Source organism: Psychrobacter sp. JB193, from assembly GCF_002285555.1.
In the GTDB taxonomy this organism is placed as follows: domain Bacteria; phylum Pseudomonadota; class Gammaproteobacteria; order Pseudomonadales; family Moraxellaceae; genus Psychrobacter; species Psychrobacter alimentarius.
Genome location: NZ_NRGY01000002.1, coordinates 525,537 through 549,925 on the forward strand (window position 1 = coordinate 525,537; position 24,389 = coordinate 549,925).

A 24,389-nucleotide genomic window follows, 5' to 3' on the forward strand; every position below is an offset into this window, starting at 1 on the left:
ATAGGTTGTCGTCAAAACAAGCCAAAAAATGAGTTGCCACAACATATACATTATCAATGTTTAAAACCGCTACAATCGTTAACTGAATAAAAGAAAAACTTGCTTGAATTATTCAGGCTAGCACCACATATCATGGTATATTAACTTTGTTTCAAACATATGTTTTAAGCAAAGTCGTCTGATAATAAGCGCTTAATACGTTTATCTGTGATAGATTTATATAACATGAGTTCTGATATTTTTATTAAAGATAAGTAATACGTTTATAGACGTCACGTGTTTAGTAAACACACCAATAAGTAAGGGATGGGAATAACTAGTGAGCGACATGGTAAAAAATACCTTATTGTGGCTGGTGGTAATCGGCGTTTTGGTGCTGGTGTTCAGTGGTTTTGATCAATCATCTGAGCCAGATAGCCTTAACTACTCTGAGTTTGTGACCGCTGTGTCAGAAAAACAAGTAGCCAGTGTGGAAATCGATGGCGAGCAGATCACCGGCGAGAAGAAAAATGGTTCCTCTTTTGAAACCATTAGACCAGCTGTGACTGATGACCAGTTGATGCCAATTCTACGTGAAAATCAAGTCGAGGTTCAAGGAACGGCACCGAAGCGTCAAAGCGTGTTAATGCAGTTACTGATAGCAAGTTTCCCAATTCTTTTGATTATTGGTTTGTTCTTATTCTTCATGCGTAATATGCAAGGCGGCGCTGGCGGTAAAGGCGGTGGCCCTATGAGCTTTGGTAAGTCAAAAGCTAAAATGTTGACTGAAGATCAAATCAAGGTCAATTTTGGAGACGTTGCTGGTTGTGAAGAAGCCAAAGAAGAAGTGGTTGAAGTAGTAGACTTCTTACGCGATCCTGACAAATTTACCAAGCTTGGTGCGACTATTCCGCGTGGTATTTTGATGGTAGGCCCACCAGGTACTGGTAAAACGCTATTGGCCAGAGCCATTGCTGGTGAAGCCAAAGTACCGTTCTTTTCGATTTCAGGTTCTGATTTCGTAGAAATGTTTGTTGGTGTGGGTGCTTCACGTGTACGTGATATGTTTGAACAGGCGAAGAAAAGTGCACCTTGTATTATCTTCATCGATGAGATTGATGCGGTTGGTCGTCATCGTGGTTCTGGAACAGGCGGTGGTAACGATGAGCGTGAGCAAACTTTAAACCAGCTATTGGTTGAGATGGACGGTTTTGAAGGTAACGAAGGCGTTATCATCATTGCTGCGACCAACCGTGCAGACGTACTTGATAAAGCGCTATTACGCCCAGGTCGTTTCGATCGTCAAGTACAAGTGGGGTTGCCTGACATCAAAGGTCGTGAGCAAATTCTAAAAGTACATTTGAGAAAATTGCCAAATACGATTAGTGTAGATGCAAGCTCTCTTGCCCGTGGCACACCAGGATTTAGTGGCGCACAGCTTGCTAACCTTGTGAACGAAGCGGCACTGTTTGCAGCACGTCGTAATAAGACCAGCGTTGACATGAATGATTTTGAAGATGCAAAAGACAAGCTCTATATGGGTCCTGAACGCAAATCTATGGTGATTCGCGAAGAAGAACGCCGAGCGACTGCATATCATGAAGCAGGTCATGCATTGGTTGCGGAGTTATTACCAGGGACTGATCCTGTGCATAAAGTCACTATCATGCCGCGCGGTTTTGCTCTTGGTGTCACATGGCAGCTACCAGAGCACGATCAAACCAGTATGTATAAGTCAAAAATGCTGAGCGATATTGCTATTTTATTTGGTGGCCGTATTGCAGAAGAGGTCTTTATTCATCAGATGTCTACTGGTGCTTCTAATGATTTTGAACGAGCAACCAAGATGGCGCGTGCAATGGTCACTAAGTATGGTATGTCAGACGCACTTGGTATCATGGTTTATGAAGACGATGACAGCTCGCAAGGCTACTTTGGTGGTAGCCGTACGATTTCAGAGGCTACTCAACAAAAGGTAGATGATGAAGTACGCCGTATGCTGGAAGAGCAGTACGATATTGCGCGTGAATTGATTGAAGGTAATCAAGAAAAAATGCATGCGATGGTTGATGCCTTGATGAAATGGGAAACCATTGATCGCGATCAGCTTCAAGATATCTTGGCAGGTGAGGAGCCTCGTCCACCAAGAGTGTATCAACACAACGAAGTGAACTTGTCAAAAAACGATGTGAAAACGTCTGGTTCAACGCCACCACCATTGCCAGCGATGTAGCTTGTAATTGGTGAATGACTCTTAAAGAAGCCCTTTTTAGTAAAGGGCTTTTTTATTGGCATCATTTTATGAAGGATTTAGGACAGAGTAAGATTTACTGGTATCATTAGCATAGAAATTACTTACTGAAATATATTTATAATGGATTGATGATGTCATTATTCGAGTCGCTACCAAAATATGAAATATCTGGTCGCAATAAAACGTTAGATTTGTCCCAGCCCCATGTTATGGGCATACTTAATGTCACGCCAGACTCATTTTCAGATGGCGGACAATTCACTGCTATTGATAAAGCAGTGGCTCATTGTCAGCAGATGATAGCAGACGGCGCGACTATCATTGATATTGGCGGTGAATCTACTCGTCCCAATGCTAATATCGTGGCTACTAATGATGAAATACAACGTGTTGTGCCCGTGGTTCAAGCCATCAGACAACATTGTGGCGACGAGGTTTGGTTATCTGTCGATACCAGTAACCCAGCAGTAATGCAGGCAGCGTTCGATGCTAGTGCAGACATTTGGAATGATGTGAGAGCACTCAAGCGTGAAGGCGCTGTAGCATTAGCTGCTAAGCTAGACATACCTGTGATGCTCATGCACATGCGCGGTGAGCCAACAACCATGAATGATCTTGCGCAATATACAGATGTGGTTCAAGAAGTAACGGTAGAGCTGGCGGCACGCATTGAAAAAGTAACTAGTCTTGGTGTGAAACGCGAAAATATCATTATCGATCCAGGCTTTGGCTTTGCTAAGGATTACGAGCATCATTGTGCACTGTTGAAACACCTCGATGAATTAAAGCCATTAGGGTTGCCTATGATGTTTGGTATTTCACGTAAGCGCTTTTTAGCGGAAGTATTGACCAAAAGTGGTGCTGGTTCAGTGATAACAACACAAGCGGTAGAGCGTGATGCTATTGGAACGGCAGCAGGAATTTTTGCGATACAACAAGGTGCCTGTATCATTCGTACTCACAACGTGTTTATGATGCAGCAAGCAGTAGCGTTGTGGCATCAGTTGTCCGAGTATCACGAAAGCTGACCTTACTTTTGATGCTGAATACTATTAGCCGATATCGTAAGTGTTTACTTTGCCTACGTGATGGTCAAAGTTCCTAACCAACCCTGAGTTTTAATATTCTGTAAATATCCAACATCTTATTATACTTAATACCAATCATAACCTAAACAAATGAGAGTGCTTTGATGACCATAACATCTCAACCAGAACCCACCAACGAACAACGCCGTATTATTTATCAAGCACGTCGTGGCTTAAAAGAATTGGATTTTTATATTGATCCTTATGTGAAAGAACTATACCTAACAGCAGATCCAGCTGAGCAAGAAATATTTGCACAAATGCTAACGCATGAAGATCCTGATTTATTGGATTATTTTACCAACCAAAATCGTCCAGACGATGATGCCATGTGGGCATTGGTAAATAAAATTAAAACCTGGCGTCATACCAAAGACTTAACGTAGTTATACGTCTTTTATTTATAATTGAATCGTGATGTACTATTGCCAGATTGCCAGATTGCCAGTGGTAAGTGCTACCTAGCTCATTGGCTTCACTTTTTATTAGCCCTTAATTATGACTTTGACACCTTCCTTACGCATTGATACAGCCATTCAGCCGACTAGCTCGTTGCGCTTTCTGCTATATGGTGGGCTAGGCAGTATAATGGGGCTGCTAGCATGGCTTGCCCCTTTAGTCTTATGGCAGTATGTGTGTCTACTAATAGTCACTACAGCCGTGACACTCTATCTGGCACTATCACGGCCTATACCACTGCATGTTAGCCAACCACCGCTTAGCCAACGTATTAATAAACACTGGCAATTGCTCATCAGAACAAGTCGTGGTGATGAGCTGTGGCAATCACAATTGGTTGCTGTCCATGGTTATCGATGGGCCGTGAGTCTGGAGCTTATTATCGTAGAGCCTTATAGACGCCCGCTATCAATTACTATCTTTCGCGATCAAGTAAGCGTCAATCAATGGCGTGAGCTGGGTGTTTTAGCCAATATAAGTACTAATAAAATCTAACGCTCAACTCTTCTGTCTCTTTACAACTTCACTCCTTCTTGCGTGAGCTTACGAAGCCCTACATGTCATAACAAAATACCTATCTTGAAGTTAAAAGAGATTTGTTATATTGCATGAGAAGAATACAGCAGATAAACCAGCGTTCTTAGTCGCTGAAGAGCTAGTTATTGACTAGAGATGAATGTTGTAAAGCAAATTTATGGTTTGTCTGTAACAAATACTAGAATAAACAAAGGAGTAGAAAATGAGTTTATTAGGGAATTTAGTGAGCCAAGTTGCCCGCAGCGCGATGAACCCAGAAGACGCACAGCGTAACCCAGTAAACCAACATACCAACGCACGTCGCACTGGAGGTCTTGGTGATATATTGGGTAGTGTATTAGGAGGTGGCAGTCAAGCAGGTGGGTACAATCCTCGACAATACGACCGTCAACCTGATAATAGTTTTGGTTTGGACGATATCATAGGTAGTATTACTGGTAGTAATCAGCGCGGTGGCGTAAGCTCAGGTGCAGGTGGTCTGGGAGATATCTTAGGCAGTGTACTTGGTGGTCAACGCAATAGAGGCGGCTTTGGCGGCAAAGGGATGCTTATTGCTATGCTGATGCCGATGGTACTCACTTGGATTAAAAATAATGGCGGTGTGAGCGGTGCCTTATCAAAAATTACTGGTATGGGATACGATAATCAAGCGCGATCTTGGATGAGTAATCAAGAAGACAATGACAATCTTGATCCAAATGAGGTCAGTCGATTCTTCGATGAAGGTGAGATTCAACAAGTTGCTGCTAATACTGGTGCCAATGAGACAGAAGTGCGTCAAGGTCTTGCTGAGTTGCTTCCCGAGGTGATGAATCAGTTAACGCCTAATGGCAACTTGGATAACGAAACGGAAGCGAATGATGAAATTGATCAAATTATGAGCCAACTGTCTAATCGATTAGGTACTTTAAAATAGTTTCCTGTTTTTAAATCTATCAATATCAGTCAAAAATGCAATGAGAAGAGTACATCTGATGATGTGCTCTTTTTTATTGTTTATCTGCTTGTAGCTTATTTAGAAAAAATATCACTATATATTTATTTTATTCTAAATAAATATATTAAAATAGGTAAACAATAACACAAGAACTAGATAAATCTTATAATATGGTTAAGGAGAGTGCTCATTTCTTGATTTGTGGCCACAGTTATCTTGAGACCATGCTATTAATGGTAAAGGTGCGCTGATCTGATAATCCAATGATCTTATAAGGATACTTAATAATGCCATTCAAGCCCATCCAAGCCGCTATTGCTATCTTAGTTGGTCTGATCATTTGGTTTGTCATTCCAGTTCCGACTGGTGTCACACCAGAAGCATGGCATATGCTGGCACTATTTATTGCTACCATTGTGGCCATTATAGGCAAAGCATTACCCATTGGCGCAATTGCTATTATTGCTGTGACCCTAGTAGCACTCACAGGCGTAACGAGTGATAGTCCAAAACAAGCTATTAGCGATGCATTATCAAGCTATTCAAGTCCTTTAATTTGGCTAATTGGTATTGCTATCATGATATCGCGTGGCTTGATAAAAACTGGCTTGGGTCGGCGTATTGCTTATTATTTTATTTCTATTTTTGGTAAAAAAACCATCGGAGTGGCTTACTCTTTAACAGCCGCTGAACTGATAGTAGCGCCCATTACACCCTCTAATACAGCACGAGGCGGCGGTATTATTCATCCCATTATGAAATCCATCGCACAGAGCTTTCATTCAACTCCCGAGGACGGCACGCAAAACAAGATTGGTCGCTACTTGGCTATGGTTAATTATCACGCCAATCCTATTACTTCTGGTATGTTTATTACCGCTACTGCTCCTAATCCATTAGTTGTAGAACTAGTGAATAAAGCCACAGGTGGTGATATTCAGCTATCTTGGACAACATGGGCGCTCGCGATGTTTGTACCTGGGATGCTCTGTTTGGTGGTGATGCCACTGGTTATCTATATTATCTATCCGCCCGATGTCAAAGTGACGCCTGATGCGAAAGACTTTGCAAAGGATAATTTAGCCGAAATGGGACAAATAAGTACTCAAGAGAAAATCATGCTCGGGGTATTTGGTTTGATGCTGCTATTGTGGGCGAATATACCTGCGCTTATTTTGGGTGAGCAATATAGCGTCGATGCAACCACTACTGCCTTTATTGGATTAGTAGCATTAATCCTGACTGGTGTCCTGACTTGGGATGATATTCTAAAAGAAAAATCTGCATGGGATACCATCGTTTGGTTTGGCGCACTTATTATGATGGCGGCTTATCTTAATAAGCTTGGCTTGATAAGCTGGTTTTCAGGCAATATTGAGTCTCTAATTGGTACCACTGGAGTAGGTTGGGTAGGGGCAGTGACTATTTTGACCTTAGTTTACTTATATATTCATTACTTTTTTGCTAGTACCACGGCCCACATTACAGCGCTATTTGCCGCATTCTATGCAGTAGGACTGACATTAGGGGCGCCGCCGATGTTATATGCGCTAATCTTAGCCGCAGCGGGTAATATTATGATGACACTTACTCATTATGCAACTGGTACCGCACCTGTTATTTTTAACTCTGGTTATGTGACATTAAAAGAGTGGTGGGGTATTGGGGCAATCATGAGCGTGGTTAACTTAGTTATTTGGATAGGTGCCGGTCTCATTTGGTGGAAAGTACTCGGCTATTACTAACTTTGAAAGTTATTGGCTAAAACCGCTCATCTAATGTGTCTAATGTATAATTGAGCGCCTCAAAACAGACATCAGTATTGAATCCTCTGTATTGTAAAAACCGTAGCTGGCGCGCTTTGTCTTTTTGCTCAGTGGGTATGGCATTACCGTACTTCTTAGTACGTGCTATGACTGCCAATTTTAGCCAATCAACACCGTCAACCAAGTTATCTGCACTATCATCGACAAATTCACTGAATTCCTCAGATTCGCTATTTGCCATATCGATTAGCTCATCAATGTTGCCTGGCATAGTGATTTTTTTGCGATAAAACTCTTGTTTGATACGTCCACGCCCTCGGCCTTTGCGAATGTTCTCGCGTATCAGCATTAGCGTAGTGCGATAATCACTCTGGTAGCCTTTTTCTTCAAACTCATCGAGGATCGCATCGACTTTTTCTGGGTTTTGCTCCTTATCAATCAGCTTTTGCTTGAGTTCAGCTTTGCCGTATTCACGGCGCGACAAATAATAAAATGCAAGCCAACGTAAGCGACTTTCCGCTTTAATGGCATCGATGTCTGCTTGACGTTGTTCCGGCGTACGCAAATAAGCCTTGAGGGCAGCCGGTAAATTGTCGGTTTGATGGCTTGTTTCATCGTCATAAGTTGTTTTTGACGCAGTAGCGTATGAGTCGTCTGCTATACGCGACTCTTCACTAGTATCGAGAAGGGAGGCAGTTTCGTTGTCAGTATCATGGACGTTGTGCTTGACCTCTGCCAGCATCTCTTTGATACTTTGTGCTTCAGGTGGCTTATAAGCAGGCACATCGCTAGGCTCCGCGATGAAGTTGGCAGCTGGATGAAAGCGTTTTTTACGTTTCTTAGAATTGAATGCTTTTTTGACATGATGAGAAAGGGTATCAACCGATTCTATCTCGACTGTAGACTTGCTAGTCGAGGAATCGTCTTTGTTTCTCTTATCTGTATAAGTAGGCCGCTTACCAACAGCACTTACTTTTTTATGTGTGTCTTCATCAAAGTGCTTAGAAGGTCTTTTGCGTGTGGCATCGAGAGAACTCGCTGAATCGGTATCCGACTCAGCGAGTATTTCGGCCAGTGTTTTAATTTTCATAATACGTCATGACTGTTGATAGTAAGGAGTTATCAAAAGTCTATTGTACAGGCTCAGAAGCCAATTCTTCATTGGTTTCAACAGCATCAGCGGCCTTACTGTCTTTTTTGGTGCCAAGCTTTTCGTCACGAATTTTATCTTCGATTTCTTTGGCAATGGCAGGGTTTTCTTTCAAAAATAGCACAGAGTTGGCTTTACCTTGGCCGATTTTTTCATCGCCATAGCTGTACCATGAGCCAGCTTTACCAACTGCACCAATCTCAACACCTAAGTCAATAACTTCGGCTAAGTGGTTGGTACCTTCGCCATAGGTAATTTCGAACTCAGCTTGGCGAAATGGTGGTGCCATTTTGTTTTTGATGACTTTAACGCGCGTTTGGTTACCAATGATTTCATCACCATTTTTAACTGCACCGATTCGGCGTATATCCATGCGTACTGACGCGTAGAACTTGAGAGCATTACCACCCGTTGTAGTCTCAGGGCTACCGAACATAACACCAATTTTCATACGAATCTGGTTGATAAACACGACCATGCAATTAGAGCGTTTAGCATTACCTGTAATTTTGCGTAGGGCTTGACTCATGAGACGCGCTTGTAGACCCATATGAGAATCACCCATCTCGCCTTCAATCTCTGCACGTGGCGTCAAAGCCGCAACGGAGTCAATGACAATCATGTCGATAGCACCTGAGCGAACCAACATATCGGTAATCTCAAGAGCTTGCTCACCATTATCAGGCTGTGAAAGTAGTAACTCATCCGTATTCACGCCTAGCTTACGCGCATAAACAGGATCAAGTGCATGTTCAGCATCAATAAAGGCACAAGTACCACCTTGCTTTTGGCACTCTGCAATAGCCTGCAACGTCATGGTAGTTTTACCAGAGCTTTCAGGTCCATAAATCTCAACGATACGGCCTTTTGGTAGTCCACCGATACCAAGAGCAATATCCAAGCCAAGAGAGCCTGTGGAGACTACATCAGCATCAAGGATGGCTGAGTCATCACCAAGGTGCATAATGGTGTTTTTACCGAATTGTTTCTCAATTTGACCTAGTGCCGCTTTAAGGGCTTTGGCTTTATTGTCGTCCATACTGGATTCCTTGTTTGCAATAATTAATTTGGAATTATCGATTTCTATGCTATAAATATAATATTCGTACTATTAAATATAATGCTTCAATAGAACAACAGCTAGTTGAGTTTTAGAGATAGCCAACACTTGGCTAAAGGAAGCGGATAATGATATCAATGGCATAGTTAACAATATCAGATATTTTGCTCTACTATACAGCAAAATCAAATTCTGATAAAAGTAAAACTAAGTTCATTAATAAGTGGAAACTCTCATTTATCATCCTATTGAATAGATGAGGTAATTATAACAAAATCCAAGGTAGTAGTAGGGTATCAAACCAAGTTAAACGACATCAGCTGTCGTATAGTATGTGACTGAGATTTGGTATAAAATTACTATTGGATATTAAATAATTTTGGGTCTGATAATGGTACGGTTTGTCAACAGTTTTATAAGTTGTCCACAATAAATATGATGCCTTTATTTGATTACTGTGAAACATCCTCTAATGTAAAATTATTTTTTAAAAATATTGAAAATAATTTTTTATGATTAGATATTAAGTGTAAGTAATTGATTTTAATTAATTTTTAAATTGTATAAAAAATGAACGATTTTACCTAGTCCTTTATGTTACCTAGGAGAAATCTTGTCAAGTGGTGACTTATACACAGGGTTATCCACAGCTTATGGGGAGAACTCACGAAGCCCTTATAGCGTCAATGTTTGCGCCGATGATGAATTATGAATGTCACGTACAGAGCTTATATTGCGCGCTTGTAAAGCCATGTGTTCGTCAATAATTTGACGAATTTTTGCTATGTTTCACATATGACAGTTTGATGAATTTTTTTAGCTAAAAATATCTATGCCCCACGAATCAAAGGATAGAGCCGTCAAATACATCAATATTCTGCCAGAGAATAGTAACCAGATAGCCAATAAGACAAAAAAAGCGACTAAGTTACTTAGCCGCTCAATAAAACAAGGTCAAAAACACTTTATCAATATCAGTCTTTGATATAAATTAAATCCCATACGCCATGTCCACGATCTAGACCACGACGCTCAAATTTTGTCATTGGACGAAAGTCAGGACGCTCGGTGAAATTGCCTGTACCGGCTTGATTGGTCAAACCTTCAAAACCATCCAAAACTTCAACCATCCAAAAAGCATAGTGCTCCCAATCGGTGGCAGTATGAAACCATCCGCCTTGCTTTAAACTACGCGTCACGATAGACATACGTTCTGGGCTGACGAAACGACGCTTATAATGACGCTTTTTTTGCCATGGATCAGGAAAATAAAGCTGAATACGATCGATATGGTTTTCTGGTAATTGCTTTAGTAATTGGATGGCGTCACCGTTGATGATTTTGACATTGGTTAAGCCTTGAGTACCAGCCATATAGGCGCATTTACCAATACCTGGCTCATGCACTTCGACGCCAACAAAATTGCGCGTAGGTTCAGCTGCTGCCATTTCAATGAATGAATCACCTAAACCAAAACCAATCTCTAAGGTAAGCGGAGCGTCGCTGCCATTCGGGCTATCAGCAAATAATGAGCGTAAATCATCGATACCCTCTAAGTTACCATCACCAAAGCTATTGTTGACCAAATACTCTGCAAACTCTGGAGCAGTTAGTGCCAACTCAGCGTTTTTATTCATGTGCGTGCGTCGCTTCATGAATGTGTTGACAATACGCAGGTGCTTATCGGAAGTAGGTTCTGCGTCAATATCGGCACTGGTATCAATATTGGTAGGTTCGTTAGTGCTATTAAGGTTTTGCTCATCAGCTGGGTTGCTAATGGCGTTATCATTGATATCAGAATGTGGACTCATAGTATTAATAAGGCTTATTTAGGTGGGTAAGATACACTCATTATAAGTGAAATCCATACAAGTGTGAACGTACAATCCTATTGTAGCGTGTTTACAGTCAAACTGTCGCATTTCTCTATCCTATACATAGGTTGGAGCGTTATCATATAATAATCATTGTCAGAGCATTTTTTTAAAAGCTAATAGAGCATATTGCCATGCTATTTATTGAGACGGACTCGCCGCCCCCTTTTTATCAAGAACAATTGACGCCTAAAAAACGTCAGCAATTGGATCAATGGTTTATTGGCCATCGTAGCCAGCACTATTATCTCAAACGCTTTGAGCAATTTGATCGGCAAGGGTATCTATCGCCACAATGGCATTGGGCAGCATTTTTTGTGACTTTTCCTTGGCTGCTCTATCGTAAGCGTTATATGGATGCCATCGTATATAGCGTAGCAGGGTGGTCATTTATTCAGCTTAATATTGCCATTGTGTTGGTCATGTTCGAGTTTGTGGCCATGCCTTATGTTCCTGACATTTATCAGATGGCAGTACGTATAGGGATTGCTGCACTCATTTGGGTGTTTTGGTCGTTTATGGTGGCACGTTGGACGGATGCTTATTATTATCGAATGGCGCGACGTGAAATTGCTGATGCGCTCAATGACCATCCACGAGATGAAGCCATGCAGCAAGCACATTTGCGACGAGAAGGCGGGGTCAGTTTATTTGGTTTGGGATTGGGCTTTGGGCTTTTCGCCTTTGCTTTAATAGTGATTAAGGTGCAGTTTTTGCCTCTAGTTGCTAAGCCAAAAGCAAATGAAGTATTGTTCGACGCTTATGATACAGTCAAAACTGCACAAAATCGGGTGGCATTAATTTATCAGCAAACAGGTCAATGTCCGGTTGATTTGCCTTTGACAATGGGTAGTCAGCAAATACGTATTGATATAGACACCAAAGCTGCAGGTGTTGCCAAAACAGATTGCGCCGTTATTGCAACCATCCAAAACGTGACATTTCCAATACGTTACCTAAATGATCAAACGCTGGTCTTTTATCACCTATCCGATAGTGATGATTGGCGCTGCATGAGTTCACTGAGTAAAAAACAAGCTCCTGAAAGTTGCAGCGCTGATTAGAGGATTCTAGCGATTAATTTTTAGAGTCGGTAGCGATGTCATTGCTGCTATCAGTAGGTGTCGCTTGACTCTTTAATGCATCATAAAACTCGCTTAAATCCATCTTACGAGCTTTATCAATGTCTTCATCAAACAAACTCTCAAGTTCTGCAATTGCTGATTGTGCTGATTCTATCATACTGGCCTCATCATCATAGATGGCTTGCTGGCGCTCAATCAAATCATCGTCATAATCACGGAAGGTTTTTACGGTTTCTCGCGCTTTTTCTGGTGAGATGCCAAGCAGCTGTAGTGACTCTCGCGACATGTCTAAAGATGATAAATAGGTCTCACGCCAAATGTGACGTACGCCAACCTCGCGTAAACGGTAATAATGCTGACGGTCACGAGCGCGTGCTAATACGATAATTTTGGGATAGTTTTTGCGTAGGTATTGAGCCGTTGTAATGGAACGTTCTAAATCATCAATGGCGAGAATAAAGAGGCGGGCTTTTTTGATACCAGCTGCGCGCAATATTTCTGGATTTTTTGGGTCACCGTAATAAACCTGATTACCGAATTTACGGACAAAATCTACGCGATTTGCCGAGCGTTCAATTGCGGTAAACTCGATGTTATGCATACGCAGTACACGACCAATAATCTGACCAACTCGTCCAAAGCCAGCAATGATGACCTGATGCTCATGGTCTGGAATAGCATCATACTCTCGGCTTGGTTTACTCTTAGCAAATAAAGGCTCACCGATTTTTTCTAACAATAAAAATGCCAAGGGCGTTAGCGCCATAGAAATGGTGACGATGAGATTGAGCGTATTGGCAAGCTCTGGTCGCAAAACATTTTGAGCAGTTGCAACACTGAATAAGACAAAGGCAAATTCACCACCTTGAGCCAAAGTCACACCCAGTCTGATACTAGTCGGCCACCGATTGCCCAAAACCTTAGCAATTGCGGCAATGACACCAAACTTGATGACCATAAGTCCTACAGCACAGCCAATAATAAAGAGGGGCTCTGACAAAATGAGCTTGACGTCGGTTAACATACCAACCGACATAAAAAACAAGCCTAACAACAGTCCTTTGAAAGGTTCGATACTGGCTTCTAGCTCATGACGATACTCTGAATCTGCCAGCAATACCCCTGTTAAAAATGCGCCCAATGCCATCGATAGACCAATTTGCCCCATCAAAATAGACACACCCATCACGATAAATAATGCGACAGCTGTGAGTAATTCTGATGCACCGCTCGATGCGACAAACTTAAAAAATGGTCGAATGATATAACGACTAGCAAAGATGAGACCGGCAAAAACGGCAAAAACCTTACCAAAATAAATCAAATCATAGCTTTGTTCACGTACGCCTGATAAAAACGGAATGACAGCCAGTAGTGGAATGACAGCGATATCCTGGAATAATAAAATTGTAAATGCTTCACGGCCATGCGTGCTTGAGAGCTGCTGTTTTTCGGTCAATATCTGAAGTACAAAAGCGGTAGAAGAAAGGGCAAGGCCAAAACCGACGATAAAAGCGGTGTCCAGTTGTAAGCCAAAAAACTGATGTAAAAGCCCCATTAGCAATGTGCCAGTAAGACCGACCTGTAGACCACCCAACACAAATATAGAGCGCCTCAATGCCCAAAGCCGTGATGGCTGAAGTTCAAGACCAATGATGAACAATAGCATGACCACGCCAAACTCAGAAAAATGCAATAGGCTCTCAGCATCGCCCGCTACATCTAAAGCACTTGGTCCCAGTATCAACCCTGTGATGAGATAGCCTAATACAGTTGCAATACCGAAGCGTTTGCCAAGAGGTACAAAGAGCAGCGCTGCGCCCAAGAAAATCGTAGCTTGTAACATTAAATTTGGTGAGCCGGCGGCGGCAGCGAACATTTTGTATCCTTAAGGGTGACGATAAAATAAATAATATAGAATGGTAAAGCTTAAGTCGATGTTACGATAAGCCATCGAATTGAGTTATTTTTTACGGTAAATTTTCCAAATGCCATTATCCGCAAGTGGATTGCTATAAGCATCATTACGGCGCTTACGCGGCGTCTGCCGACTATCTACGATCTTAAAATCAGGTAGGGCATGTACGATAAGCCCTGTACGATAAAAGCGAACGCGCTCTGGCTCTAACATCTCACCTTTACTATCACGGCAAAAAACATACGCGCGTAAATCGATAAATTCACGGTGCGCAACCAAACGTGCTTCCTCATCATTATCAAACACGGCAGACATGCGCGCAATTTCATCAGGCGTATAATTACCGCATTTGTCAGTCAGTGTCCCTACCGAGCCGAAGCTTTTGGATTCTTTGGCGCGTGTCTTGGTCAGATGTAGGCGTTGAACATGATAAATAAACTGCGGTATCTCAAGGCTGGCAGGTAATGGCAGGTAATCAGGTGGCAGATTGGCATCAGGATAAAAAGCCACTGCGCGTTCTAGTAGAGGCTGCCAATCCTGTTGATAAGCCTGCACTTCGGCTAAATTGCCTTCATAAATAGGCATGTCACGAATTTGACGCAAAATATCAGGTGGAAACTGCTCATTACGAAAACGGGCGATGTCTTCTTGTAGCGTTGACAGCAAAACTTTGGCGTGTTTTTTGCCGTCCTTTGACGTAGGGTCTTCGATATGGTCTGGGGCAACAAAGGGCGCTGAGCGTTTAGACATAATAGAAGGTCACCGTAATGATGAATAAAGCGTGTAAGCCTCAAGTATACAGAATTTATATAAAAAATATGACAATAAGACCGATTTTTTCAGCGTTTTTCATGTGCAATTGCAATGACAAAAATGAATGTAACGTGTGCTCAACTCAGATGACGTCTCTTGCAAATTTGCTCTGTTTATTTTAATGATGATGACCCATATGGCTATCCATAATTTCTGTACGTTCTGATATATCACAAACCAGCGCACTGCTATGCGCTTGAGTTTGCGGATGTGACGAGCTTTCAACCTGAATGGTGGCATGATGAATATCAAGGGCAAGCAGTCTTTGCTCAAGATTGGCAATCAATATACTTGAGTCATGAATACTCATGTCGCCATCGACAGTCACATGACAGGATAAAGCGTTTAAACCGCTAGTAATGCTCCAAACATGCAGATCATGGACTTCTTTTACTTGCGGGTGTTCTTGTAGTTCTTGCTCAATCTCGACTAAAGATATGTGAGACGGCGTACCTTCCATGAGAATATGGACGGAGTTACGTACGACACGATACCCACTGACTAATATCAGGACGGCGACGATCACTGAGGCGACTGCATCTGCCCAGACCCACCCAAATCCCATCATCAATAGAGCAGCAATGATGGCAGCAACTGAACCCATCAAATCACTCAATACATGCAAATAAGCACTATGCATATTGAGATTGACAGGTTGTTTTTTACTTGATGGTTGAGTGTCTTCTTTACCATGACTGTGTGTATGATCGCTGTTATTGTGTTGGCTTCGATGCATGAGCCACGCCACCAAGATATTGATCAGCATGCCGACTATCGCCACAATCAGCATACCTTGAGTCGCAATTTCAGGAGGGGAGCTAAAGCGTTTGATGGCTTCATAGAAAATCATTAAAGCAATGACAATCAATGTTGCCCCATTTACCGTCGCAACTAAAATCTCAAAGCGCTTATAACCAAAGGTTTTTTGGTGCGTGGCAGATTTTTCGCCAATTTTAAAAGCCATCAAGGTGACACCAAGTGCTATGGAATCACTCAGCATGTGACCTGCATCAGACAATAACGCTAAGCTTCCTGTAAGCCAGCCACCAATCGCTTCGATGAACATATAACTGGTAATAATAATAAAGCTAAAAAGTAACGTTCGCTGATAGCCTTTCGTATCTCGTGCTGCGACAGACCGTGTAGAGTGTGGCTCATGCTCATGACTGTCATGTGTATCATATCCATCATGCGTATCATCAGAGTGCGGCTGATGTGTATGAGCATCACTTTGATGAGGATTGTTGGATGTAGAGTCTGACTTTTCTGGCGTCATAGCAATACTCAAATTCAAAAGGGTTGGAGGATCTAGTCTACATTGACTCTGCACCGTATAGTGATGCAGCTTTAAGTAGCAGCCTATATCGTGATTATGAATTTAACATAGCTAGGTATCAGAGGTTGTAGTGACGACGTAAAACTCACATCACCAGCCTATAGGGTCAATATCTAAAGTAAGCTTGAGGTATTTGGCGCTTGGAAGCGCGATTGCAGGTTGCCACCACTGGTTTAAGACGCGGTGTAATTGTTGTCGATCCTTAGCTAATAGTAGTACTTGCGCATGGTAGCGGCTGTTTTTTTTACTCATTGGTGCATCGATAGGGCCAAGCACAGCCAGATTATGAGCAGTTGGTAATAGCTCAATGGCATCTTTTAGGGCTTGCGTGGTAGCTGCCATTGTTTTGCCTTCACAGCGTATAAGCGCGGCATGGCTATAAGGAGGCAGGCCCATTATTTTGCGTTCTTGTAGCAATTCACGAGCAAACGACAGATAACCGTCCTTGACTAGTTTTAATAATAGCTCATTCTCAGGTTGCAAGGTTTGAATCAGTACGCGTCCTGCTTTGTCACCACGTCCAGCGCGTCCAGCTACTTGAACCATCAATTGGGCAGTATGCTCAGGTGAGCGAAAATCTGCTGATAAAAACCCGCGATCGGCATTGGGCAAACAAACAAGGGTGACATTGGGGAAATGATGACCTTTGGCAACCATTTGTGTACCGACTAAGATAGCAGGCTTGCCTTCATTGATACGTTGATAAATATTTTCCCAGCTGTTCTTCAACCGTGTGGTGTCACGATCAATCTGAATAATAGGGTAGAGATCTTTACTGGTTTGTGGGTTGGCAAAGATGGCATGTAGGTTTTCGCTCAGTCTGGTGGTCCCCATACCTTTAGCATCTAAGTTTTGACTGCCGCAATCAGGACAGGCAGCAGGGATGTAAGCTTGCCAATCGCAGTGATGACATTTTAAATAAGAATGGCTGTGCTGAGCTTGATTATTATAATGAACCGTTAAATGAGCATCGCAACGAGGACAGTCTGCCTGCCAGCCGCAGGCTTTGCAGAGCAAAACAGGCGCATAGCCACGACGGTTTAAAAAGATCAATACTTGATCGCCTGCCTCTAGCGTTTGACGTATGGCACCAATGAGTGCATCGGTCAGACCAGTGTCATAACGTGCGCCATCGTCAGTGGTTTGCTGATGAGTACTTTGTAGCCGAGCATCAATGAGCTGCATCGTCGCAGGGTTAGCATTACCAGGCCGAGTCAGCAGTTGATACTCTACTAGTTTACCTTCATCGACCAATTTTAGATGCTCAAGAGAAGGCGTGGCTGTACCAAGTACGACAGGTATGTTGTGCTGAAAGCCACGATATAGGGCAACGTCAGCGGCATGATAACGCAACGTGTCTTGCTGCTTATATGAGCCATCATGTGCTTCATCAACGACAATAAGTCCCAGATCTGCAAAAGGATATAGCAGAGCTGAGCGTGTACCAATGATGATTTGTGCATGACCAGTACGGCAGTCTTGCCATCCTTGTAAGCGGTGGGTGTTGTTCATTCCTGAATGTAGTAAGACGATGTGCGCTGCAAATCGACTGGCAAAGCGCGCGCGTGTCTGCGGGGTCAAACCGATCTCTGGCACAAGAATCAAAACCTGCTTTCCTGCTTCTAATACCGCTTGCATCGCTTGCAAATAGACTTCCGTCTTACCACTACCTGTAATGCCATTTAACAAAATACCTGTGTAGCGCTTGGCTTCATGGGCTGCAATAATGGCATCAACGGCACGCTGTTGCTCCGCATTCAGATCCAACGGCATTTTTGCTAATTTGACAGGAGAAGGGGCTTGTTTTGACTCAATATAACGTTCGATGAGTCCTTTGTCTTCGAGTGTCTTCAAGAACTCTCTTTGCATTCCTTCTAGTAACAGAATGTCCTCACTGGCGCCGCGTTCGCCATGCAGCTTTAGCATATCAAATTGCTGTTTTTGCTTTTTGGCATTGGCACGGAAATCATCATCCGTCACATGAGGCAAAATCCGCCAATGGGTGATCAGAAGATCTAAAGGCTTACCTTGTCGCACCAAGCTTGGCAAAATGACGGCTAAGACATCCCCTAATGGATAATGGTAATAGCGCGCCAGCCAATAGGCTAGCTTTAGCATGCTATCGTCTAAGATGGGGTCAGCATCCAAGCACTTATTAATAGGTTTTATCTTATTCAAAGGAACGCTACTGTCTGCCTCAAAAATATGGGCAATGACAATACCGATTAAGGTTTGGCGACCAAATGACACTTCGACACGAGTGCCAATTTTTGGTATCGATGCATTTGGCAACGCGCTCATCTCTGCTGGTAGACTGTAGTCAAATACCCGATAAAGGGGGACGGGCAGAGCAACTTGTACCAACATAAAATACACCCATCGCCTTTAGGCAGTTAAATTTTAGACAATTGCATGATGATTGAGAAGAAATAATAGCAATAAGCCCAAATAGTGATATTTGGGCTTACGTTGAAAAAGGTTACGTAATCTTAAGTATTTGAGCATTTATACGGTAGTGATATCCGTATTAATCAATGTATAGAATGGACTCAATCTCAACCACGCCACCTTTTGGCAATGCAGCTACTTGCACCGCAGCACGGGCTGGATATGGCTCGCTTAAATTGGCAACAAACACTTCATTTAAAACCGCAAAGTCGTTCAAATCGGTTAATGACACATTAAACTTAACCACATCATTCAAGCTACCACCAGCAGCTTCGCAGATGGCTTTGATGTTTTCAAAAACTTGCTCAGCCTGCGCTTTAAAACCTTCTCTTAATTCCATAGTCTCAGGATCAAAACCGAGTTGTCCTGAGATATAGACGGTTTTGTCAACTTTTACGGCTTGTGAATAAGTGCCAACGGCGGCAGGGGCTTTGTCTGTCTGAATGGTTTGACGAGTCATATTATGTCCTTTTTATAGCTTTTGGGTTAATAGTTTTCGGGTTAATAGCTTTTTGGTTTGGTTTACAAAGACGCATTACATGTCTAAAGACGACACTATAAATAAAAATGCGCTTTTCGTCTATTTACCAGTAGCCAAAACAGTTTATCACTGTTTTAGGTCTTTCTAAATGGGGCTTATTTTATATATCGATGCCATTGAATAGTTAATAAAGCCAATCTTATCTTCTAATTACAATTGGTATAGACGTATGATATTCGGGAAGCCAAGTAAGGAGCGCAGTTCACGAATACCCTGTGCTAAGTGATTGCGGCTGCGTACAATGATGTGAACAATAGTGTCACTACTACGCACATCAATGGTTTCAACACCAATATTCAACTGGCGTAAATGATAAATAACCTCAGTGATCTGTTCATCACTTAAAGAAATAGACAATTTCAAATAAGCTGGAAAACGAATCTTTCCTGTATTTTTTATGTCATGTTCACCCGGATCACCTTGCTTGACAGCTTTATCACTGCGCCAGCGTAGCTGTATTACTTGATAAGGGTTGTCTTTGCGAATGTCATCAATAGAGAAACATTTATGTCGATGCACAACCAGACCATGACGTGATAAATGACCAACAATAGGATCACCATAAATGGGATGACAACAATTGGCAAAATCAAGCTCAACGCCAGACGCGTTGACGATTAATTGCTGGGGCTGGGTCATATCTTCGTTATGTTCTTTTGCTTGCAGATCATTTACTTCATCACTAAACAAGCGCGTAACCACCAATTGCGGCAGTAAGGTACCAGAGCTGATTTGCTCGAATAAGGCGTCTTTTTCTGTCAATCCGCGCCATTCTGTAAGATTTTTCCAGTCATTCTCTGTTAAGTCGTCAAGGCTTTTTTGGTAGGTTCTAAGGGCACGATCCAGTGCTTGCTGACCATGATGGCGTTTATCATCAATAGATAAATCTTTAAACCACCGCAAAATCTCTTCACGAGCTTTGTTTGTCACGACAAAGCCAAGCCACTCTGCTTTTGGTTCTGAGTGACTGTTTACCTCAATCTCAATGAGCTGTCCGTTTTTGACCACCGTGCCCAATTTTGCCGCTTTGTCATCGATATTAGCGCCGACTGCCACATTACCGACCATGGGTCCAACGGCATAAGCAAAATCTAGTGCGGTCGCGCCTTGTGGTAACTCATAAGCGCGACCTTGCGGACTGTAGCAGATGATTTTACTAGAATGCAGGTAATCCATCAGCTCATTAATAGTAGAAACAGCTGCTGAAAAATCAGGACTATTTTCATTCAAATTGTCTTCGTCGACCAAGTCTTTCATATTACGTAATGAGGCTTGAATCACCGACTGACTGATATCGGATGCGTGCTCTGCACCAATAACACCAAGTCTGGCCGCGTTTTGCATTTGCTTGGTCAAAATGGTTACTTTTACAACATCATTGTCACGCTCATAAATTAATGTGAGCGACTGACTACCGCCTGGGAGCGGCCTGCGAATATTATCAGCGATATGACTGTCATCAATTTGATATTTTTTAATCAGATAATAAGCCAGCTTGTCACAAGATTCGATATTGTCGAGGACAATCTCAAACGCATAATGACGCAGTAAAGCATTGATCTCACCTCGATTGCGGAAAAACTGACGGTAGATGACCACGCGATTGTCTAAGACCTTGACCAGTCCATTCAATTCTAAATTGGTGAGAACAATATTTAAGTAGCGATGAATGGCTTCTTTTTGAAAGTTACGTCCAAGACCATGTTGCAAAAGCTTATCAGAGATTTTGTTATACATATCCGAGTTGAGATTGCGATAACAAAGCACCTCGATATAATCAGCAATATCATTGAGACCCATTAGACGCGCAAACGGTACATAAAAGTCCAAGGTTTCTTGGGCCGTTGTACGCTGCTTTTCAGGGCGCACAGCGTCAAGCGTGGACATATTGTGTAATCGGTCAGCAAGCTTAATAATCAAGACACGAGGATCGGCCAATGTGGCAGTCAAGATCTTATGAAAAGTCGCGGCTTTATTTTGTTGCTTGTTGTGTGAAGATGATTTGAGTTTGGTCACCCCATCAACCAACCTTGCCACGGCCTTGCCATAGCGCTCTCTAAGCTGCTCATCGCTCACATCAGTATCTTCGACGGTATCATGCAAAATTGCTGCGATAATCGTATCTCGATCTAAGCGAAAACCGGCCAATATTTCAGCCACCGCAATGGGGTGAGTGATATAAGGCTCCCCTGATTTGCGCTTGTCTTTAATATGCGCAACATCACCGAACTCGCACGCATCAACAATATCACGCCGTTCAGCAGCAGTGAGATAACCTACTGAGCGCAGTAAGTTATATTGAGCTTCATCTACCAGATGATGACTGAGTTTGGGTAAGGTTTGACTCATAAAGCAACAATCCTATTTCCATTATCTATTTGTCTAACTGCTTATCAAAGTAATAAACTATCAAGATAAACAGTGACTTAATTGAATGCTGACTACTAAATAGAAGCCTAATGAAAAAGCTAAAGACAGTTAGACCATTCTCTAATTAATCGCAAATCGTATTCAAAGTCAACTGATAAGCGAGTAGGGATGATAAAAACTTAAAAATTCTGCCTCAAAGGTTTATTTTGAGGTATAAATGGCAATTACAACCATCAAAACGATGTCGTTACAACCAAAAAACCACAGCCTGTGCTGTGGTCTCTATCGTCACCATGTATATATCTATAAAACAATCACTTGCTTTATGATGCCATACAGTGGACGTTATCAAAGCGATTTGTTAGAAGCTGTGATCGCCTGACAATGCCAAATCCAGTGAACTGGTTGCAAAGTGATGCTCTGGCTGATTTAAAATATCACGTGTGATTTTACCAGCAGCAATTTCACGCAATGCCAATACGGTAGGCTTGTCGTTATCGACGCTAACCAATGGCTCTGCGATACCTTTAGCCAATTGACGGGCGCGTTTGCTTGCCACTAAAATCAGTTCAAAGCGATTATCAACATTATCTAAGCAATCTTCAATCGTCACTCGTGCCATAAATAGCTACCTCGGTTGTTTTTACCAGTCACGGACACGGGCCGCCACTCAATAAAAATAATATCAAAAATATAAAAAAGTAATAGCCAGACATTATAGCATTTTTTGCGCAGTCGCGTAGTTGCTTTTTATATTCACTTCTCAAATGACTTATGAATAGTAAGCCATACTTTTCTTATTCGTCTGCTTTATCGCTCAGTAGATTGGTAATGGTACGATGATAGCGTTGTTGTTGGCGTTTGAGGGTTTGTCTATCAGCCACGATAATGGCTTTTAGTTCAGCCAAGGCCACCTCAAAGTTGTCATTGATAACCACATAGTCCGCATTTACGTATTGTGCCATCTCAGTGACTGCGCCAGCAAGGCGCTGCTCAATCACCTCTACGCTATCTTGTGCACGGGTTGAGAGACGTTGACGCAGTGTCGTCAGACTGGGCGGTAAAATAAAAACCATAATGGCATCGGCAAACATGTTTCTGATCTGCGTCGCTCCTTGCCAGTCAATCTCCAAAATCACGTCAATACCTGCCGCAAGCTGGGTGCGGACACTTTGCTCAGACGTGCCGTAATAATTGCCAAATACCTCAGCATGCTCCAAGAACTGGCCTGCAATGATACCGTTAGTAAAGCTGTCGACATCAGTGAAATGATAGTGCTGACCATCAATCTCGCCAGGACGTGGTGTGCGAGTGGTATGTGAAATACTGACGGTCAAATCATTGGTGGTGGCAAGCAGCTGTTTTACCAATGAGGTCTTGCCTGTACCCGAGGCGGCGGTGATAATAAATAATGAACCTGTCATACAATATGTCCTAGTAAAAGACCAAAAAATGTCCTAGCGAAGGGCGAAAGGCTGGTAAAAATAAAAATCGCCATCATGTATGGCGATAAGAGTTAAAATCGATGCGTTATTATAAACTGCTTTTGTGACTTTTATTTTAATAAAGCCGCCCTGATTAATTCACTATCCATATACTGGCGTTTAACAATAGAACATTGGTATTTTCAAGGGCAATAAAAGCAAATTATGATAAAGTAGAGCGTTGCTTTTGTTCCAACTTTTACATTGAAGCGGTGTAAAATACGCTTTAACTATAAATTATCTAATGATAGGCCTGTTTATGCAAATTTATCTTGCCAACCCTCGTGGATTTTGTGCTGGTGTGGATCGTGCGATTGCGATTGTGAATGAAGCATTAACGCGTTTTGAGCCACCTATTTATGTTCGCCATGAGGTAGTACATAATAAATTTGTTGTCTCTGATTTGGCAAATCGCGGTGCCGTATTTGTGGAAGAGCTCGACGAAGTACCAGACGGGTCGATTGTTATTTTTTCGGCACATGGTGTGTCAAAAGCCGTTGAAGATGAAGCGGAGCGTCGCGACTTGACAGTATTTGATGCCACTTGTCCGCTAGTCACTAAAGTACATATCGAAGTGGCAAAGTTTGCGCAAGAAGGTATGGATGCGGTACTGATTGGCCATGCTGGGCATCCTGAAGTTGAAGGTACGATGGGTCGCTTTAATCGTCGTCACGGTGGTCAGATTCATCTGGTTGAGGACGAGAGTGATGTCGAAGCACTCAGCGTACAAAATCCTGAGCGCTTAGCATTTGTTACCCAAACCACGTTGTCGATGGATGACACAGCTCGCGTTATTGATGCCTTACGGGGTAAATTTCCTAGTATCCAAGGGCCGCGCAAAGACGATATCTGTTATGCCACCCAAAACCGCCAAGATGCGGTAAAAGATTTGGCCAGTCGCTGTGAAGTGGTCTTGGTTGTGGGCTCACCCAATTCTTCAAACTCCAATCGTCTACGTGAGTTGGCTGAACGTATGAATTGCCGGGCTTATTTGATCGACAATGCTAGCGAGATGAATAGCAGCTGGTTGGAGGGTGTACAAAGTGTTGGCGTGACGGCTGGTGCTTCAGCGCCTGAGGTGCTCATTCAAGAAGTCCTACAGCAGTTGCAAGATTGGGGTGGCGATTTGCCTAGTGAGCTGTCAGGTATCGAAGAAAACGTAATATTTAGCTTACCAAAGGCCCTACGCATTCCTGTCACACAGGTAGGTAAGTAGGGCAAGAGCTTATGTATGTAGAGCTCTAAGCACCTATAATCTGATAAAAAATCTCTAATCAGCCTTCGTTAAAA

At 42.5% G+C, this 24,389-nt stretch carries 19 protein-coding genes; 8 read left to right on the forward strand and 11 right to left on the reverse strand.

Annotated features, from left to right (window positions below; translation table 11 throughout):
• The first annotated feature begins 319 nt into the window (after positions 1–319).
• From ftsH to CIK80_RS10035, 6 genes are all read left to right on the forward strand, one after another.
• Positions 320–2,212 carry an ATP-dependent zinc metalloprotease FtsH gene (gene ftsH / locus CIK80_RS10010; protein WP_062845345.1) on the forward strand — a complete coding sequence of 631 codons (1,893 nt, stop codon included), beginning with the start codon at positions 320–322 and terminating at the stop codon, positions 2,210–2,212.
• Positions 2,213–2,364: 152 nt separating this feature from the next.
• Positions 2,365–3,261, forward strand: coding sequence for a dihydropteroate synthase (folP, locus tag CIK80_RS10015; protein ID WP_095569874.1), 897 nt, complete (start codon positions 2,365–2,367; stop codon positions 3,259–3,261).
• A gap of 164 nt (positions 3,262–3,425) precedes the next feature.
• A complete protein-coding gene (locus tag CIK80_RS10020; protein WP_095569875.1) occupies positions 3,426–3,707 on the forward strand; it encodes a succinate dehydrogenase assembly factor 2 in 282 nt (93 codons plus the stop codon).
• 112 nt (positions 3,708–3,819) lie between these two features.
• The gene (locus CIK80_RS10025; RefSeq protein WP_095569876.1) at positions 3,820–4,275 is read left to right on the forward strand and encodes a hypothetical protein; all 456 of its coding nucleotides are present in this window, start codon (positions 3,820–3,822) and stop codon (positions 4,273–4,275) included.
• 244 nt (positions 4,276–4,519) lie between these two features.
• A complete protein-coding gene (locus CIK80_RS10030) occupies positions 4,520–5,233 on the forward strand; it encodes a YidB family protein (RefSeq protein ID WP_095569877.1) in 714 nt (237 codons plus the stop codon).
• 308 nt (positions 5,234–5,541) lie between these two features.
• Positions 5,542–6,999, forward strand: coding sequence for an anion permease (locus CIK80_RS10035; protein WP_062845340.1), 1,458 nt, complete (start codon positions 5,542–5,544; stop codon positions 6,997–6,999).
• Between the two features lie 16 nt (positions 7,000–7,015).
• Here the strand turns inward: CIK80_RS10035 and CIK80_RS10040 are convergent, their stop codons facing one another.
• The 3 genes from CIK80_RS10040 to trmB all read right to left on the reverse strand — a co-directional run bounded on the left by CIK80_RS10040 (position 7,016) and on the right by trmB (position 11,041).
• The gene (locus CIK80_RS10040) at positions 7,016–8,110 is read right to left on the reverse strand and encodes a regulatory protein RecX (protein WP_095569878.1); all 1,095 of its coding nucleotides are present in this window, start codon (positions 8,108–8,110) and stop codon (positions 7,016–7,018) included.
• A gap of 40 nt (positions 8,111–8,150) precedes the next feature.
• Positions 8,151–9,209, reverse strand: coding sequence for a recombinase RecA (gene recA / locus CIK80_RS10045; protein WP_062845338.1), 1,059 nt, complete (start codon positions 9,207–9,209; stop codon positions 8,151–8,153).
• A gap of 995 nt (positions 9,210–10,204) precedes the next feature.
• Positions 10,205–11,041 carry a tRNA (guanosine(46)-N7)-methyltransferase TrmB gene (gene trmB / locus CIK80_RS10050; RefSeq protein ID WP_062845337.1) on the reverse strand — a complete coding sequence of 279 codons (837 nt, stop codon included), beginning with the start codon at positions 11,039–11,041 and terminating at the stop codon, positions 10,205–10,207.
• Positions 11,042–11,238: 197 nt separating this feature from the next.
• On the opposite strand from trmB, the gene CIK80_RS10055 reads away from it, so the two are divergent.
• On the forward strand, positions 11,239–12,168 hold the full coding sequence (locus CIK80_RS10055) for a DUF2628 domain-containing protein (RefSeq protein WP_062845336.1): 930 nt from the start codon (positions 11,239–11,241) through the stop codon (positions 12,166–12,168).
• A gap of 13 nt (positions 12,169–12,181) precedes the next feature.
• Here the strand turns inward: CIK80_RS10055 and CIK80_RS10060 are convergent, their stop codons facing one another.
• From CIK80_RS10060 to gmk, 8 genes are all read right to left on the reverse strand, one after another.
• Positions 12,182–14,068, reverse strand: coding sequence for a monovalent cation:proton antiporter-2 (CPA2) family protein (locus tag CIK80_RS10060; protein ID WP_095569879.1), 1,887 nt, complete (start codon positions 14,066–14,068; stop codon positions 12,182–12,184).
• An 84-nt stretch (positions 14,069–14,152) separates the two neighbouring features.
• Positions 14,153–14,857: a hypothetical protein gene (locus CIK80_RS10065; protein WP_095569880.1), complete on the reverse strand. Its 705-nt coding sequence runs from the start codon at positions 14,855–14,857 to the stop codon at positions 14,153–14,155.
• Positions 14,858–15,038: 181 nt separating this feature from the next.
• Positions 15,039–16,196: a cation diffusion facilitator family transporter gene (locus CIK80_RS10070; protein WP_095569881.1), complete on the reverse strand. Its 1,158-nt coding sequence runs from the start codon at positions 16,194–16,196 to the stop codon at positions 15,039–15,041.
• Positions 16,197–16,346: 150 nt separating this feature from the next.
• Positions 16,347–18,623: a primosomal protein N' gene (locus CIK80_RS10075; RefSeq protein WP_095569882.1), complete on the reverse strand. Its 2,277-nt coding sequence runs from the start codon at positions 18,621–18,623 to the stop codon at positions 16,347–16,349.
• Between the two features lie 160 nt (positions 18,624–18,783).
• Positions 18,784–19,164 carry a RidA family protein gene (locus tag CIK80_RS10080; protein ID WP_062845331.1) on the reverse strand — a complete coding sequence of 127 codons (381 nt, stop codon included), beginning with the start codon at positions 19,162–19,164 and terminating at the stop codon, positions 18,784–18,786.
• 231 nt (positions 19,165–19,395) lie between these two features.
• Positions 19,396–21,594, reverse strand: coding sequence for an HD domain-containing protein (locus CIK80_RS10085; protein WP_062845330.1), 2,199 nt, complete (start codon positions 21,592–21,594; stop codon positions 19,396–19,398).
• A gap of 382 nt (positions 21,595–21,976) precedes the next feature.
• Positions 21,977–22,237: a DNA-directed RNA polymerase subunit omega gene (gene rpoZ / locus CIK80_RS10090; protein WP_062845329.1), complete on the reverse strand. Its 261-nt coding sequence runs from the start codon at positions 22,235–22,237 to the stop codon at positions 21,977–21,979.
• Between the two features lie 175 nt (positions 22,238–22,412).
• Complete coding sequence (gene gmk, locus CIK80_RS10095) at positions 22,413–23,039, reverse strand: guanylate kinase (RefSeq protein WP_095569883.1); 627 nt, start codon at positions 23,037–23,039, stop codon at positions 22,413–22,415.
• Positions 23,040–23,358: 319 nt separating this feature from the next.
• Here gmk and ispH point away from each other — a divergent pair, with 319 nt between their 5' ends.
• Entirely contained in the window at positions 23,359–24,315 is a 957-nt protein-coding gene (gene ispH / locus CIK80_RS10100) for a 4-hydroxy-3-methylbut-2-enyl diphosphate reductase (RefSeq protein ID WP_062845327.1), read from the forward strand.
• The last annotated feature ends 74 nt before the right edge of the window (positions 24,316–24,389 follow it).

Excerpts from the sequence above, each read along its gene's own strand:
- folP (WP_095569874.1), top strand. The coding sequence starts at position 2,365 with ATGTCATTATTCGAGTCGCTACCAAAATATGAAATATCTGGTCGCAAT.
- CIK80_RS10020 (WP_095569875.1), top strand. The coding sequence starts at position 3,426 with ATGACCATAACATCTCAACCAGAACCCACCAACGAACAACGCCGTATT.
- CIK80_RS10025 (WP_095569876.1), top strand. The coding sequence starts at position 3,820 with ATGACTTTGACACCTTCCTTACGCATTGATACAGCCATTCAGCCGACT.
- CIK80_RS10030 (WP_095569877.1), top strand. The coding sequence starts at position 4,520 with ATGAGTTTATTAGGGAATTTAGTGAGCCAAGTTGCCCGCAGCGCGATG.
- CIK80_RS10035 (WP_062845340.1), top strand. The coding sequence starts at position 5,542 with ATGCCATTCAAGCCCATCCAAGCCGCTATTGCTATCTTAGTTGGTCTG.
- CIK80_RS10040 (WP_095569878.1), bottom strand. The coding sequence starts at position 8,110 with ATGAAAATTAAAACACTGGCCGAAATACTCGCTGAGTCGGATACCGAT.
- recA (WP_062845338.1), bottom strand. The coding sequence starts at position 9,209 with ATGGACGACAATAAAGCCAAAGCCCTTAAAGCGGCACTAGGTCAAATT.
- trmB (WP_062845337.1), bottom strand. The coding sequence starts at position 11,041 with ATGAGTCCACATTCTGATATCAATGATAACGCCATTAGCAACCCAGCT.
- CIK80_RS10055 (WP_062845336.1), top strand. The coding sequence starts at position 11,239 with ATGCTATTTATTGAGACGGACTCGCCGCCCCCTTTTTATCAAGAACAA.
- CIK80_RS10060 (WP_095569879.1), bottom strand. The coding sequence starts at position 14,068 with ATGTTCGCTGCCGCCGCCGGCTCACCAAATTTAATGTTACAAGCTACG.
- CIK80_RS10065 (WP_095569880.1), bottom strand. The coding sequence starts at position 14,857 with ATGTCTAAACGCTCAGCGCCCTTTGTTGCCCCAGACCATATCGAAGAC.
- CIK80_RS10070 (WP_095569881.1), bottom strand. The coding sequence starts at position 16,196 with ATGACGCCAGAAAAGTCAGACTCTACATCCAACAATCCTCATCAAAGT.
- CIK80_RS10075 (WP_095569882.1), bottom strand. The coding sequence starts at position 18,623 with ATGTTGGTACAAGTTGCTCTGCCCGTCCCCCTTTATCGGGTATTTGAC.
- CIK80_RS10080 (WP_062845331.1), bottom strand. The coding sequence starts at position 19,164 with ATGACTCGTCAAACCATTCAGACAGACAAAGCCCCTGCCGCCGTTGGC.
- CIK80_RS10085 (WP_062845330.1), bottom strand. The coding sequence starts at position 21,594 with ATGAGTCAAACCTTACCCAAACTCAGTCATCATCTGGTAGATGAAGCT.
- rpoZ (WP_062845329.1), bottom strand. The coding sequence starts at position 22,237 with ATGGCACGAGTGACGATTGAAGATTGCTTAGATAATGTTGATAATCGC.
- gmk (WP_095569883.1), bottom strand. The coding sequence starts at position 23,039 with ATGACAGGTTCATTATTTATTATCACCGCCGCCTCGGGTACAGGCAAG.
- ispH (WP_062845327.1), top strand. The coding sequence starts at position 23,359 with ATGCAAATTTATCTTGCCAACCCTCGTGGATTTTGTGCTGGTGTGGAT.